Annotated in this window: 14 protein-coding genes; 8 read left to right on the top strand and 6 right to left on the bottom strand. The window is 36.8% G+C overall.

What is annotated here, in order from left to right; genetic code table 11:
• Nucleotides 1-36: 36 nt before the first annotated feature.
• Entirely contained in the window at nucleotides 37-357 is a 321-nt protein-coding gene (locus tag CH354_RS07820; protein ID WP_100728017.1) for a YbaB/EbfC family nucleoid-associated protein, read from the bottom strand.
• 80 nt (nucleotides 358-437) lie between these two features.
• On the opposite strand from CH354_RS07820, the gene CH354_RS07815 reads away from it, so the two are divergent.
• Nucleotides 438-1,793 carry a cyclic nucleotide-binding domain-containing protein gene (locus tag CH354_RS07815; RefSeq protein WP_100728016.1) on the top strand — a complete coding sequence of 452 codons (1,356 nt, stop codon included), beginning with the start codon at nucleotides 438-440 and terminating at the stop codon, nucleotides 1,791-1,793.
• A gap of 10 nt (nucleotides 1,794-1,803) precedes the next feature.
• Here the strand turns inward: CH354_RS07815 and CH354_RS07810 are convergent, their stop codons facing one another.
• Nucleotides 1,804-2,577 (bottom strand): ParA family protein, encoded by a 774-nt coding sequence (locus CH354_RS07810; protein ID WP_100766392.1) that lies wholly within the window; start codon nucleotides 2,575-2,577, stop codon nucleotides 1,804-1,806.
• Between the two features lie 95 nt (nucleotides 2,578-2,672).
• Between CH354_RS07810 and CH354_RS07805 the strand changes: the two genes are divergently transcribed.
• From CH354_RS07805 to CH354_RS07795, 3 genes are read left to right on the top strand one after another with little or no spacing between them, the layout of a single operon-like run.
• Complete coding sequence (locus CH354_RS07805) at nucleotides 2,673-3,053, top strand: YopX family protein (RefSeq protein WP_100728014.1); 381 nt, start codon at nucleotides 2,673-2,675, stop codon at nucleotides 3,051-3,053.
• Nucleotides 3,050-4,531 carry a hypothetical protein gene (locus CH354_RS07800; RefSeq protein ID WP_100766391.1) on the top strand — a complete coding sequence of 494 codons (1,482 nt, stop codon included), beginning with the start codon at nucleotides 3,050-3,052 and terminating at the stop codon, nucleotides 4,529-4,531. Before CH354_RS07805 ends, CH354_RS07800 begins: the two co-directional genes overlap by 4 nt.
• 32 nt (nucleotides 4,532-4,563) lie before the next feature.
• Nucleotides 4,564-6,438 carry an AMP-dependent synthetase/ligase gene (locus CH354_RS07795; protein WP_100766390.1) on the top strand — a complete coding sequence of 625 codons (1,875 nt, stop codon included), beginning with the start codon at nucleotides 4,564-4,566 and terminating at the stop codon, nucleotides 6,436-6,438.
• On the opposite strand, the gene pepN is transcribed toward CH354_RS07795, so the two are convergent.
• Both pepN and CH354_RS07785 read right to left on the bottom strand, forming a co-directional pair.
• Nucleotides 6,435-9,017, bottom strand: a complete 2,583-nt coding sequence (gene pepN / locus CH354_RS07790; RefSeq protein WP_100766389.1) for an aminopeptidase N — start codon at nucleotides 9,015-9,017, stop codon at nucleotides 6,435-6,437. The two genes, CH354_RS07795 and pepN, sit on opposite strands and share 4 nt — an antisense overlap.
• A gap of 41 nt (nucleotides 9,018-9,058) precedes the next feature.
• The gene (locus CH354_RS07785) at nucleotides 9,059-9,328 is read right to left on the bottom strand and encodes an RNA recognition motif domain-containing protein (protein WP_100728010.1); all 270 of its coding nucleotides are present in this window, start codon (nucleotides 9,326-9,328) and stop codon (nucleotides 9,059-9,061) included.
• Nucleotides 9,329-9,472: 144 nt separating this feature from the next.
• On the opposite strand from CH354_RS07785, the gene CH354_RS07780 reads away from it, so the two are divergent.
• Together CH354_RS07780 and CH354_RS07775 are read left to right on the top strand one after the other, a co-directional pair.
• A complete protein-coding gene (locus CH354_RS07780) occupies nucleotides 9,473-11,143 on the top strand; it encodes an EAL domain-containing response regulator (RefSeq protein WP_100728009.1) in 1,671 nt (556 codons plus the stop codon).
• Nucleotides 11,144-11,277: 134 nt separating this feature from the next.
• Complete coding sequence (locus CH354_RS07775) at nucleotides 11,278-12,264, top strand: hypothetical protein (protein WP_243396013.1); 987 nt, start codon at nucleotides 11,278-11,280, stop codon at nucleotides 12,262-12,264.
• A gap of 56 nt (nucleotides 12,265-12,320) precedes the next feature.
• Here CH354_RS07775 and CH354_RS07770 read toward each other — a convergent pair whose 3' ends face one another.
• Nucleotides 12,321-12,575, bottom strand: coding sequence for a hypothetical protein (locus tag CH354_RS07770; protein ID WP_100766387.1), 255 nt, complete (start codon nucleotides 12,573-12,575; stop codon nucleotides 12,321-12,323).
• Between the two features lie 127 nt (nucleotides 12,576-12,702).
• On the opposite strand from CH354_RS07770, the gene CH354_RS07765 reads away from it, so the two are divergent.
• Nucleotides 12,703-14,151, top strand: coding sequence for an APC family permease (locus tag CH354_RS07765; protein WP_100766386.1), 1,449 nt, complete (start codon nucleotides 12,703-12,705; stop codon nucleotides 14,149-14,151).
• Nucleotides 14,152-14,183: 32 nt separating this feature from the next.
• Here the strand turns inward: CH354_RS07765 and CH354_RS07760 are convergent, their stop codons facing one another.
• On the bottom strand, nucleotides 14,184-14,756 hold the full coding sequence (locus CH354_RS07760) for a methyltransferase domain-containing protein (RefSeq protein WP_165780939.1): 573 nt from the start codon (nucleotides 14,754-14,756) through the stop codon (nucleotides 14,184-14,186).
• A 79-nt stretch (nucleotides 14,757-14,835) separates the two neighbouring features.
• Between CH354_RS07760 and CH354_RS07755 the strand changes: the two genes are divergently transcribed.
• Complete coding sequence (locus CH354_RS07755; protein WP_100766385.1) at nucleotides 14,836-15,057, top strand: hypothetical protein; 222 nt, start codon at nucleotides 14,836-14,838, stop codon at nucleotides 15,055-15,057.
• The last annotated feature ends 19 nt before the right edge of the window (nucleotides 15,058-15,076 follow it).

The raw sequence follows: 15,076 nt of genomic DNA, 5'->3' as shown, positions 1-15,076 counted from the left end.
TTCCATTTTTAGAAACGTAGAAAAAGAATCTTTTGTCTACATCCCAAGCCCAGGAAATCCACCCATCGCCTGCATTTGTTTTGCTGCACCAGCTTGTGCGTCTTGTAATGCTTTTGTGTAAGCTTCTTGGATGGAACGTTCGAGGAGATTTTTATCCTTTTTCTCCAATAACTCATCTTCAATTTGGATCGATTTCATTTGGAATTTACCATCCAAAGTGACGGATAGAAGTTTATTTTTAGAAATTCCTACAAAATTTAGGCCAGCAAGTTCCTTTTCCATGGTTTTCACTTGCGAACGCATCTTTTTCATCTGTTTGAGCATATCAAACTTGTTTCCACCGGCTCCACCGAACATAATCACCTCTTATGCAATTCAGGATTTTTTTTATCTGAAAGAACGCAAATATAAAACATAGCTTGTCGATACTATAGTATATGATCCATCCAAATTCTCCCTACAAACGAATCTGGGATCTTTTTGTCTTTATTTGTATTACCTACTTTGCCATAGAAGTCCCACTTCGCCTTGTATTCCCTCATAAACTATCAGTAGGCGTTACCCACTTCGAAAGAGGGATCCAAGTCATTTTTGGAATCGACCTAATTCTCAATTTTTTTACTGCGATTTTAAAGGACAGACTCCTCATCCAAAACAAAAAAATCGTAGCCAAAACGTATTTCAAATCTTGGTTTCTCATCGATTTTTTATCTGCCTTTCCATTTGATTTATTTGGTGGATTTTTTTTCCAGTATTTCGGTGTGACCGATAGTTTAAAAATTTTACGTTTACTTCGATCAGTTAGAGTTTTTGAACTTTTTAAATCCTTACGAATGTTAGCTCTTGGAGCAGAGTCAGAAGATCGATTTAAATTATTAGATGTGATCAATCCAATGACCTTTCGATTGATATTCTTTGTCTATTGGACTTCCCTTTTTGCACACTGGGTTGCTTGTGGTTGGATCCATTTGAGTCCAGAGTTTTTACCAGACAAAGATATGACGACACGTTATATCAGGTCTTTGTACTGGTCAGTGACAACTCTCACAACCATTGGTTATGGGGATATCACACCCACTTCTAACCCACAAACAATTTATACGATGGGAGTGATGATTTTAGGTGTTGGTATATATGGTTATGTGATTGGTAATATTGCAACATTACTATCGAATCTGGATATTTCCCGTGTTACTTTCCAAGAAAAATTAAATACAATTAACTCCTTTATTAAATACAAAAAATTACCTCCTCAATTAGCTAACAGAATTAGATCCTACTATATCAATCTTTGGGAAAACAAACATGGTATAGATGAAAAAGAAATTTGGGACCAACTTCCATCGGGAATCAAAATTGATGTCTCCATGTTTTTACATAACCATCTGATTTCAGTGGTCCCATTTTTCAAACATGCACCAGAAGAATTAAAGAGAGAAGTGGTTCTTGAATTAAAACCTGCTTATTATATGAAAGGAGATGTGATTTTCCGAGAAGGTGACGTCCCTCATAATATGTATTTTTTATCGAAGGGACATGTAGAAGTGATCAAAGAAAAATCAGGAGAACTACTCGCAACCTTGAACTCTGGATCTTTTTTTGGAGAGATGAGTTTGATTGACGATTCTTTGCGGACAGCGACAATCAAAGCCGGCTCGTATTGTGATGTTTATACACTGAGTAGAGATGCCTTTAGTGAAATTCTAAAACACCATCCGAGTTTTGCAGGCCACATCCAAGAAATTGCTTTGGAACGAAAAAAACACCAATCGAGTTTCAAACCTAAAGATTAAAATTTGTTTGTTATAAGCGTATTTGGGAAATTGAATTTTCTGGATCAACAAGTGCAATGGTTTCATCTGCCAAACGATCAAAGGCATACCAAGCATTTGTATCCTTCTTTAAGGATTCTTGTTTCTCTGTTTTGACCTTAATGGATTCTGATTTTGGAATTTCCCCTAAAGTGGGAATTTCTTCAATGGCTTTTAATCTTTCCAAGAGTTCCCTATGTTTTTTGGAAGGACCAAACCAAGAAGGAACAAAGGCTATTTTTTTCTTCTGGCTAAAAACTGTTTCTGTTTGTGTGATTTCATCTAACAAAAGGTTCACGGCTCTTATGGTCCATTTGCTGGGTGTGACGGGAATTAAGATGAGTTCCGAATTATAAATCGCAGTTGTGAGTTCATGTTTTGCCGAACCCGGAGTATCAATCACAACAAATTGGTAATTTTTACGTACTTCTTCTAAAGAACGTTTGAACTGAAGGCACAAACTTGTAGAGTCAGGATTGTATTTTGTGAGTTTTGCCAAACTGAGAGTGGAAGGTAAAACATCAAAGTGTTTGGTTTTTCGAATACAGTCAGAAATTTTTTTCATTCCAAGTAGGACACTCATGACATTGGATTCATCTAGTGCCGTTAAATCCAAATCGGGCAAAGAAAAGTCAGTTAAATCCCCTTGCATATCCATATCGACAATGAGAGTTTTCCCTCTTCTTGCTAGAGCGCAAGCCAAGTGGGCTGCCGTTGTGGATTTACCACTTCCCCCTTTGATATTGGAAACTGAAATCACCTTCATGGGGCTAAGATCTTCCAGAATTCATCCATTGACCACTGATTTTTTTTTGAATTTTCCTTGGAAAGGACTTCGACCTACTTAAATTGGTTCCTGTTATGGCATTCACAATTCGATTCCGAGTATGGGACAAACAAGAGAAAGAATTCACCCAAAAAGGATTTTCTTTAACCTTAGATGGAAAATTACTAAAATTTGGACAACCTATTCCAAACGAAGATAATTATGTGATTAATTGTTTCACTGGTTTAAAAGATAAATATGACAAAGAATTGTATGAAGAAGACATCATTGAACATACAGTTGCGAAAGGTGGAAACTTAACTCAACATACAGGCATTATACGATACAATCACGAACATGGTGCATTTTATTTAGAAAACGGACCACCACTCCTGCAACTATTCTCCATACGTAAAGTTGGTAATCCTTATGAAAATCCAATTCTCTATGATTTGTATTTAAAAAGTAAATCTTGATCTATTTTCGTAACCTTTTATCGTTTTTTTTCTTTTTTACGATCCCTCTCAATGCCAATCCACTTTTAGAGGGATATTGGGATGCCATTCAAAAATCAAAAGAAACGTTTGAATTAGAAGATGATAGTCCCAAACGATTTCTCTTTGGTTTTACCAACCAAAGTCCGTCTTTCATTCACAAAGAAACCTTTAATCATGAAGTGTTTTGGTTTTGCCAAAAATACATTGAAAAATACCACTCTAACTACCCTTATCCGAGACTCAAAGAAGACATACGTTCCCACCTAAGCGATTTATATGGAGATCTATCCCAAAATTTTTTAAGTGGCAAAACAAGTTTCACATGTTTTTCCGGGTGGAAAAATGGAAGTTCTCTTTTAAAGATTCATTTTTTCTTAAACGAAAATGAATTTTTCCCCTACCGTTATGATCATTTTAACCAAAGTGGACAATTGTATCTGACCGAAGAAGATGAAACCAAAAATGGCAAAAAAGATAGTTTTACTTATTATGCGAGTAACGGTTGTCCCAAAGAAATCACAAAAGATAAAAATGATTTTGGAGGGATTGATGAATGGTGGTACTACCAAAATTGTAAACTTGTAAGAATTGAGTATGATGCCAATGAAAATGGATTTAAGGAGAGAATTTGTTATTATGAAAATAATAAGGAAACCTATTGTGAAGGCGTTGGTGAAAAAGAAGAACGAGAAGCTGTATCTTTAGAAACTTTGGAAAAATACAAAGAAGCATTAAAATTTTATCGCAAATCCCTACTTGAATACAAAAAGGAAGTTCCCAATGGAACCCTTCGGACTTGTTCCTTACTCCGAAAAATTGCAAACATTGAGTACAATGAAAGGGAATTTAATTCTTTTACAAAAACATTGGATGAATTTTTTTCCTATCGAGTTTGTGAATCCGATTCTTTGGATGTTTTACTTTATAAATCCTATTATTATCTTTATGTATTAAATGATTATGTTTCTGCGAAGGAAAGTTACAAAAAGACAGCCGAAATCTATAGAAAAGTTCATGGGGAAATTAGCCCAGAAATCTCACTCAATCTTGCTTATGCTTATTTGATGTCAAAGGAACCTAAAGCTTGTTTAACGAGTTTAGAAAAATTAAACTCAAGACGACTTATGCCTTATCCAAGGTTTTTCCTCTTTTATTATAGAGGATCCTGTGAATTGAGTTTAGGTAATTTTGATGAAGCTTATACCAATTTAAAAAGGGCACAGATTTTAGGCGGAGAAAAAGTATTTTTACCCATCGTGTATTACAAATTAGCGAGAGCATCCTACGCAACCAAACGCGAAGGAGAAGGAAAACTTTGGTTAGACCAAGCTCTTTATCTCGATTTAGACCTCTTCCAAAAATTAGAAGGAGACCCACTTTTTCTCAATTTTTTGGAATCTCCAAGTGGTAAGACCTACCGATCAAAATATTACTTGAATAAAGTACGAAAGCCGTAAGAGTTTACTCCCTACGGAGATAGATTTGATTCATGAAAAATTTCACAACGCTGAATGATGTATTTTATTATGCCAAAAGAACCTATGGTTCCAAGGAAATGTTCTTTGCAAAAGACAATGCAAAAAATTTCAAAGGACGTACTTTTTCCGACATCTTTCACGAAGCAGAAAATTTAGCCTTATCCCTTTTACAAATGGGCCTACAACCTGGAGACCGAATTGGTCTTATGGCAGATAACAGAACGGAATGGGCCATCGCAGATATTGCCACTCTCTTGAATGGGGCTGTCAATGTTCCGAGAGGATCCGACTCGACTGCACAGGAAATTGAGTACATCCTAAGCCACTCCGAAAGTAAGTATTGTTTTGTAGAACACGAAAAACTTTACGACATGCTAAAGCCAATATTATCCAATACAAAAGTGGAAAAGGTAATCATCTTAGATCCTAACTTTGCCTCCAAAGATTCTTTTGCGATTAGTTTGACCTCTCTTGTAAAAGAAGGGGAATCTCTTAGAAAAAACCTCCCTTCTTTAGAATTACGATCCAAACAAGTAAAACCAGATGATTTATTTACCATCATTTATACTTCCGGAACAACAGGAATGCCCAAGGGTGTGATGTTAACCCACCAAAATATGGTATACAATGTGGTAAAGGTTCCGCCAAGAGTGGGCCTTAGGTCCTCTGATCGAACACTTTCCATCTTACCTGTATGGCATATCTTTGAAAGAGCCATTGATTATGCGATCATCGCAGAAGGTGCATCTATCGCGTATACAAACATTAGAGACCTACGGGACGATTTCCAAAAAATAAAACCAAGTTTTATGGCGTCCGCTCCTAGACTTTGGGAAAACTTATACTTAGGTATCAAACAAAAATTGGAAAAGGCTCCAGAAAACAAAAAGAAACTTTTTGATTTCGCATATGATATCTGTAAAAAATTCAAAGACGGACAAGATTATTTAGCAGGGAATAAATTACTCACAAAAGAAGAGTCTCCATTTGAAAGAATGAAAAACACAACCATCTCCATTGGTTATGTGCTCAATTTATTTTTACTAGCCAAAGTTCTAGATGGACTTGTGTTTTCTAAAATCAGAGATGTTTTAGGTGGCCATTTGATTGGAACCATTTCTGGTGGAGGAGCCTTACCTTCTCATGTAGACGAATTTTTCAATGTCATTGGGATCCCTGTGTATGAAGGGTATGGAATGACAGAATGTGCCCCCATCATCTCGGTTAGGTCGGTTGGGCATGTTGTCCAAGGTTCTGTTGGTAAATGGCCAGATGGAACTGTTGTTAGAGTTGTAAATGAACAAGGAGAATCCGTTCCCAAAGGAAAAATGGGTGTCATTCATATCAAAGGACCTCAAGTGATGAAGGGGTATTACAAAAATGAAGAAGCCACAAAAAAAGCCATTGTAGATGGTTGGATGAATACTGGTGACTTAGGTTTTATCTCGTTTAACGATACACTTTCTGTTCGAGGGAGAGTAAAAGACACAATTGTCTTACTTGGTGGTGAGAACGTAGAACCTGTTCCCATTGAAAATTTACTCTTAGAAAATGCGTTGATCAACCAAGTGATTGTGGTAGGCCAAGACCAAAAATCCTTAACGGCACTCATTTGGCCTGATAAAGACCGAATGAAAGAAGCCGGTTTACAATGGAAAGATGGAGAAGACCTCAACCAAAATAAAGATGTTAGGTTGTATTTCCAAAACATTATTAAAAAACAAATTTCTTCTGAAAATGGTTTCAAATCTTTTGAAAAACTTTCTGATTTTCGATTTTTACCGAAAGCCATGGAAGTTGGTGATGAACTCACCAACCTTTTCAAAATGAAACGAAATGTCATCCATGACAAATACAAAGATCTCATCAAATCAATGTATAACTAAAGTGATTTGATGATTTTCCCCACTACCTCTCCTAAATCTTTCGATATTTGGGGGAGGTTTTGAATTCCTTCTAACTCTCTTTTGGCGATCATTGGCAAATTCCCAATTTGTTTCGAACTTTGCGAAAACAACTTTGTTAGTCCTGCTGCAATTTGAGGATTGATTCCGTTCAATTGTTTGATTCGTTCTGCAATGACAACATACCCTTTTCCTTCCGTTTCATGAAAGGACAATGGATTTCTCGCAAAACTAAAATACAAAGATCTTACCTTGTTTGGATTTTTAAGATTAAATTTGGAATGTTTTTCCAATCGTTCCAAATCAGAAATGCGGTTTTCACCTGTGGCCACCTGGGCTGCAAACCATACATCTAGAACCAAGGCATCTTGTTTCCACTTATCATAGAAAAGTGAAATCACCTGCTCTTTCTCTTTGGACCCGATTTCAATTAGGCTTCGAAGAGCAAAAATTTCTTCACTCATATGTTTTGCTTCCCTTTGTTGTGAAATGGCAAGGCTTTCGAATGAAATTTTAGGATGGTGTAACAAATAGTAAAGAGCTGTATTTTTTAACTTTCGTTTACCAATTTCTTCTTTGGATTGTTTTGGTATTGTTTTACGATTTTCTTCATAGAGAAATTGGAATTCTTTCGTAAAGGTTTCTGCGATGGTTTGGATGGCAAATTTTCGAAGGGATTCCACTTGTTTGTAATCAAAAAATTGAAGGTGCTCACAAAATTGGTTCAATGAAGGAAAAGTTAAATAAAAACTAAAATAAGTTTTGTCCCAATTTTTTTTGAAACTCGATTGAATGATTTCTAAAACATCAGTTAGGTTTTCTGTTTTAGATCCATCTTTTAATGCAAAAGACATCCATAAAAAAATGAGATTTTGAAACGAAAAAAACCTGGAGACACCATCTGGCTCATGTTCTGCCAAAATACGGATCTCTTCCTTTGTCATTTCTGATTTTAAGAGAATGGGACTCGACAACCCTCGAAAAAAAGAAACAATCGGTTTCGATTTGGAATCATTTGGTGTTTTGATTCTGATTTGATCTTCTGTGCCTTCTTGGATTCGTTTGTTTTCAGTGATCAGTGTCCCTTTGGAATCAAACGCTGCGTAGGAATTGACAAATACGAGAGGTAGGTTACCATCCGATTTATCGTTTAACGTATACACCCATTCCTGATTGTTTTGGTCAAACGATTCCTCCACTTGTACTATGGGTGTACCACTCCTATGGTACCAGTTTCGTAAGTAAGGGATTGGTTTTCCATGTGCCCTTTCCATACTGGAGATAAATTCTTCAAATGTAACACCTTGGCCATCAAAACGTGTCAGGTAATCCTGTAGGCCTTTTTTAAAGACATCTCTTCCTAGGATTTGGGAAACCAGTCGTATGACTTCTGCCCCTTTTTCATACACCGTCACCGTATAAAAATTATTCATTTCCGTGTAAGACTTTGGAATGATGGGGTGTGCCATAGGTCCTTGGTCCTCAGGGAATTGGTGTTCCTTCAAAAACAAAATGTCTTTGATCCGTTTGACGGCAGGGTCCGTCATGTCTTCCGTAAACCATTGGTCACGAAATACGGTCAGACCTTCTTTTAAGGTTAAATTGAACCAGTTACGTAAGGTGACACGATTGCCTGTCCAATTGTGAAAGTATTCATGTCCGATCACAGCCATGATTGATTCAAAGGTTTCATCAGTTGCCGATTTTTTATCAGCAAGTACCAGTTTTGCGTTAAAAAGATTTAAACCCTTATTTTCCATCGCTCCCATGTTAAAGTCTTCCACGGCAACAATCATAAATAAATCTAAGTCATATTCCAATCCAAAGGTATCCTCATCCCACTTCATTGCCTGTTTTAAGGATTCAAATGCAAAACTGACTTTTTCTTCATTTCCTTTTTCGACAAAAATTTTGAGTGTGACAATCCTTCCTGATTTGGTGACAAACTCATCTTTTGTTTCGATCAATTCTCCCGCAACAAGGGCAAATAAGTATGTTGGTTTTGGAAATGGATCCTCCCAAACCACTTCTCTTTTGCCACTCACTGGTGGGTGTTCCTCTTTCAAATTTCCATTCGACAACATAACCGGAAAATAACTTGGATCACCCGCAATGGTAACCGTAAACTGCATCATATTGTCTGGGCGATCAATGGAATATACAATCTTACGAAAACCTTCAGGTTCGTTTTGTGTACACAACATCGATCCAGATTGGTACAATCCTTCTAAACTTGTATTTTGATTGGGGCAAATGCGGTTTTCCACCGTGAGTTGGAAAACCTCACTTGGTGGTTGTATGAGTTCCAGACCTAAATCTGTGATTTTATATTCAGAGGGATCGACAACCTTTCCGTTCACACGGAGCGATAAAAACTCCAAATTTTCGCCATTTAAAAACAAAGGGGAAATTTGATTTCCATTGGATTTTACCTCGTAATCGGCTCTGACAACTGTGAGGTGAGGGTCCAAATCGAACCGCAAATGAACCTTTGGGGTGAACCAAAGGCAGGGAGAATAATCTTCTATTTTATGAACAGGAGATGGAGAGGATGATGTCATCCTCCTTCTTTATTTGGTAGTAGTGGTAAGAAAAGTGAATTTTAGTTCTGTTTTTCTTTTCTTTTGTCCTCTGCGAACGTAACTTTCAGGTTACGACCATCCACAGGTTGGCCATTCATTTGAGCGACTGCTTCCTCCGCCTCACTTGGATTTGCATAAGTGATAAAGGCAAACCCTCTAAAATTACCTGTCTCACGATCATGTATCATTTTCAAATCTTGGATCACTCCATACACTGAAAAAATTTGCCGGATATTCTCTTCCTTGAGGGAAAATTTTAAATTCCCTACATAAATTTTATTTGAAACCATTCCTGTCCTCTTAAAAAGAAATGCATGCCCCAAGTACCTTGGAACGGCTAAATTAGAACCAAAGAAGTGAACTTGTCAACTGCAAATAATTCTTGCATAATCTGGAGATTCGGATTCATTTGAAACGCTTCTCCAGGGTGCCCTTTGAACGAAAAACCTTACATCTTATGCATTGATGATGAATTCTTTATCCTTTGGAACCTGAAAGAACAACTTAAGAAAGTCTTTGGTTCAGGGTTTACCATAGAAACTGCCGAAAGTGCAGAAACTGCCAAAGAAATTATGAAAGAAATTGATAGCAGTGGAGCTGATTTAGCGGTTGTCATCTGCGACCATGTGATGCCAGGCCAAAAAGGGGATGAATTTCTCATCGAAATGCAAAAAACCCATCCCAGAACCAAAAAAATCATGCTAACGGGACAGGCTCCTGCACAAGCCATAGGAAATGCACTCAATCATGGATGTTTGTACCGGTACTTGTCTAAACCATGGGATGCACATGATTTGGAACTCACCATCAAACAGGCAATCGACGCTTTTTTCCAAGAAAAGTCTTTGGAAGAAAAAAACAAAGAACTAGCTGATTCTCTTTATTTCCACCGTGATACAAAATTTCCCAATTTTGAATCCCTAGCAAAAGAACTCAAAAACAATAATATTTCGAATACAAACCAATCGATTTTACTCATTAAAATTGTAACTTTCCCGACGATCATCAAAACCTTTGGGATTGAAGTGTACAGAAAGATTTTTCGCAAATTATTACAATTGCTAACGGTACACTTACAAAATGAACATAAGGTATTCCATCTATATTCGGATGAAATTGCCATACTTTCGAATCTCTCCGAACTCGCATTAGTTGATACCATACGTAGTTTCCGAATGATGCTCAAATCGGATGAATTCTATTTGGATGGAGTCGGCTTCCATTTGGACTGCCGTTATGCATCCGCTACAGGACAAGAAGATTGTTATTACAAAGCAAAACTTGCCCTCTTCCAAGCAGAAATCCAGAACTCAATGGATTTTGTTTCTTATACAGAAGATCTATCAACTGACCACCACTTACAAAACTTCCAACTCAGTCAAAAAATCCATTCCGCTATCTCCAATAAACAGATTGTTCCTTTTTTCCAAGGAATTTTAGACAACCAAACAAAAGAAATACGAAAATTTGAATGTTTAGCAAGGATTAAAGACCGAGATACAATTTTAACCCCAGATGTTTTTTTGAAATTAGCAAAAGTCACGGGAAGCATTCGTATGATTGGCTTACAGATGATTGATGAGTCCATGCAGTATTTTTCCAATTTTCCTTATGATTTTTCGATTAATTTAACCGAATCAGAATTAGAATATAAAAGTTTTAGCAAATGGGTAGAATCACGGCTCTCCCAATATAAAATTGAACCGAGACGTGTGACCTTCGAAATCCTAGAAGACATCAGTTTTTCAGAACACAAACATAGCTTATCTACCATCAAAGATTTAAAATCCATAGGTTGCCAAATTGCCATCGACGATTTTGGTGTACAATATTCCAACTTAGCAAGGTTATTGGAATTCAACCCTGATTATTTAAAAATTGATGGTAAGTTTATCAAAAACCTACCTGAAAACAAAACAGCTTACTTACTCGTACAAGGTATAGTTGACTTAGCACGAGGAATTGGTGCAAAAGTAGTTGCTGAATTTGTAGATAGACCCGCCATACAAGATTTAGTTGAGTCATTAGGAATTGAATACTCCCAAGGTTATTTGTTTATGAAACCTTCTGCTTCCATTCCAGAACCTGCTAACCTCAAATTATAAGGATTCGGTAGTTTATATCAATGGAAAAAGAATTACGCTGGTCAGATCATAAATCGACAAATTTACATTTGGTTCGAATGATACTCGTAGGGTGTGAATTAGTCACCATAATCATACTTGGAATCGTTTTTTCAATGACAGAATTTAAGGAAACCGACTTTCTCAGTTTTGGAATTGTTGGGATCTTTATGCTTCTTTTTTTTTCACTCCCCCATTTTCTTTTGTCATTCACTACCAAACCAAAAGAAACAGTTTTTGATTTAGAAACAAAAACCATCCATTGGTATGAACGAAAAAAGGAAACCAAAACCTTACCTTTTCAGAGTATAAACTCTATTTCTTATTCAGAATATACGTATACAGTGAAAACAAAAAATGGAACAAGAACCGTTACAGTTTATACTGTTTTAGGGAATGTAGGTTTGGAAAAAATCCAACTCATTGAAGGGACTAACTATTCAAAATTACGATTTGATGGGGAAAAAATTTGTAAACATTTGAAAGTACCAATCCTCACTTCCGATGGACTCACCATCCAACCTTCTGAATTAGATTTACCAATCCATAAACGAAAAATCCCACAGTCCATTTTGGACCAAGAGATTCAATTTTCAAAAGATTCTGAGTTATCGGTTTTAAAACAAAACCAAAAGGTCACACTGAAATCGAATTACAAACAACGAATTTTAGTTTTTGTCGCGTTTTCTGTCAGTGTTGCCCTAACACTCATTATACAATTTGTTATCGGTGATCTTTTTTCCCTATCGATGACTGAATGGGAAACGTTTCCTCCCTCGCCAGGGCAAATGGTTTTTTTATTTCTAAATTTGGTTTTTGGATTTTTTCCTTTTTTATATGTCCTTTACCAACAAAAACGTGTAAAAGAAATTTCCATCACAAAAACTTCTATCGAATGGTATGGCAAGGAATATCCATTCCAAACTTGGGAAGATCTGATCCAAATGGATTCGAAACTTTGTTTGGTTAATGATACAGATTTAGTAAGCTTTTCGTTGTTTTATTTTTGTGAGACGAGTGACATAACGAACGTTAGACACTGGATTTTAAAACAGATTTTTGAATTCTCAGGGAATGATCCTGATCTATTACGATTTGGTTAAAAAAGAAAGGCTCCTTGGAACTAGTATCCAATGGAGCCTAAACCAACCTAAATTCGTTATTGGCCAGGAATGGCAGTTGGGTCTTTTTTCTTTTTGTCCTTGGACATCATACCTTTGATCTTTTCTTGTGTGGCAGGGTCTTGCAGTTTTTCTTTTCCCATTTGAATGGCTTTTTGGCCTTCTTCGGAATTAGCCTTTTCGATCAACTTATCTACAAGACCAGGTTCATTAGAACCAGCATCTTTTGAGTCAGAACTTGCACAAGATAGCGCAAATAAACATGTTAAGAAGAAGAGTATACTTTTTTTCATTCGATTTACCGTAAGTAAAAAAGGATTCTTTCATTTCTTGTTTCGTCAATGGAAAAACAAAATCGTTTGTAGAAAAGAAGCCCTCTTGTAAAACCAATCCAATTACAACCAAACAAAAGGTAATGGAATGGACCAAACATCCTTAGACCGAGACGCAGAACAGTTAAAGAGCCTCGGATTAAAATCAGAATTTGAACGGAGTATGAGTTTTTGGGAAAATTTTTCCCTAGGTTTTACATATCTGTCTCCCGTTGTGGGTGTGTATTCCGTATTTGCCCTAGCCATCCAAGCGGGTGGACCACCTATGGTCTGGAACTATCTCCTTGTAGGACTTGGCCAATTTTTAGTTTGTTTGGTTTTTGGTGAAGTGGTATCCCAATACCCAATCTCAGGTGGGATTTACCCTTGGTCACTCCGACTTGTCGGAGATAAATTTGCGTGGATGGCAGCTTGGGTTTATGCTTGGGCATTGTTTACGTCTGTTGCAGCCGTTGCCGTTGGTGGTGCCCCCTTTTTAAATAACCTACTTGGAGTGGAACTTGGAAATACTGGTTTTATTTGGATTGCGATTGGTATGATCCTCATCTCCACCTTACTCAATTTAAGTGGAACAAAATTATTAGCACAGGTTGCCTTTTTTGGTTTTTTCTGTGAACTTGTAGGTGCTATCCTTGTTGGAGGTTATTTACTTTTTTTTGCAAAAGTAAATTCCATTTCTATTTTATGGAATACATTTTCTTTCGGGAATGGAGTCGATTATTTTCCAGCCTTTCTTGCCTCTTCGGTTGCCGCTATGTTTTGTTATTATGGTTTTGAGGCATGTGGAGATGTTGCAGAAGAAACACCAAATGCAAGTTCAGCGATTCCAAAATCCATGCGGATGACAATTTATATTGGTGGTGGTGCTGCCATTTTCATTTGTTTGGCCCTACTTTTGGCACTACCCAATGTGGAAAAGGCAATATCGGGAGAAGATTCTGATCCTGTAACGTCTACACTCACAACGGCAATGGGTATGACAGGATACAGATTGGTCATCATTGTTGTGATGATTTCCTTTTTATCTTGTTTACTGAGTTTACAGGCAGCGGCAAGTCGATTGTTATTTTCATTCGCAAGGGATGGAATGATTTTTGGGAGCCAATATTTAAATCATCTTTCCAAAAAAGGAAAAGTTCCAACGAAGGCTCTGATCATTACAGGGATTATACCCATTATCATCACAAGTATTGGTCATTGGTTACAAGATACAGTCACAACCATTATCAGTTTTGCATCCTGCGGAATTTACGTGGCGTTTCAAATGGTTGTTTTTGGAGCCTTATATGCAAGGACCAAAGGGTGGAAACCAAAAGGTAGTTTCACATTAGGAAAGTATGGTTATGGAATTAACGTACTAGCCTTGGTTTATGGGATCATTGCAGTTTCTAATATGGTGTGGCCAAGATCACCTGACGAACCTTGGTTCATTAATTACGGAATGATTTTTACTTCTCTAGTGGTGGTAACAACCGGTTTATTATACCTTACCATCGCTAAACCACATATACGGAAAAAATACGCAAAATCAATTTAAGATTTTTGAAGTGATGGATTTTGGGAAATGGACTATTCTTTTTCCCATACCATCCACTCTCCTATTTCCCATTCCTTTTTTAAAATTTTTTTATATCCAGGAAGAGCAGTTCCACCAAATCCATGATAGGTGATTACTTTAGTATCTTTTTTGCATTGGTTCAAATGATTCTTTAAAATTTGTATGTTTTTGATAAAAACCATTGCTGACTTTTCTTTTTTGAAATCAATCGAATGTTCTCCCTTCATCATTTCGTACAATGGATTGAAAACATAATAATGGGAATGTCCAAAAGGGAAATTGACCAAAAAATCAGAATGTGTGAAATGAACACTGGTTAGTCCCATTTTTTGCTTTAACTCTAGAGACAATTCTACTAATTCTTTTCGGTCTTCAACACCATACACAGGGAAACTTCCATTAGCATACTGGACCAAGTTCAAACAGAATTTACCAACCCCTGAACCTAAATCCATAACGGAAGATACAGATTCTGTTTTTAAATACTCCCAGGTAAACCGAGTGATTTCGATAGGAGTCCACTGGTAAGGAGAAATGGCCTTGTATGCAACTGGTAATAAAGAATCCCAAATCTCGTCTGTCATCACATCCCCTACATCCAAAGAAAGTACCGTCTCAAAAATTGGTTTCTCATTTTTCCGATCCGTGTTACAACTTTTCCTTATGGATCAAAAAATACAGTATTTAAACCAGATGATCGAAATCATCGACACGAAGGTTTCAATCTTCAAAAAAAATAAAACCAAACTGCCCCAAGCTGCCTACCAAGCGGAAAAACAAGTCCTGACAAGGACAATCCAAGACACAATCCAACTCGCTGAAGAAATCAAACCAATTCCTTTTTCCCTCATCAATGATTTGAAAACGTTGATCAAACAATTATAAACAATCTGTAGTCCGTCTA

The organism is Leptospira levettii (assembly GCF_002812085.1).
Taxonomy (GTDB): Bacteria; Spirochaetota; Leptospiria; order Leptospirales; family Leptospiraceae; genus Leptospira_A; species Leptospira_A levettii.
Note: the sequence above shows the minus strand (reverse complement) of the source record. Positions and strands in the feature narration are given on the sequence as shown.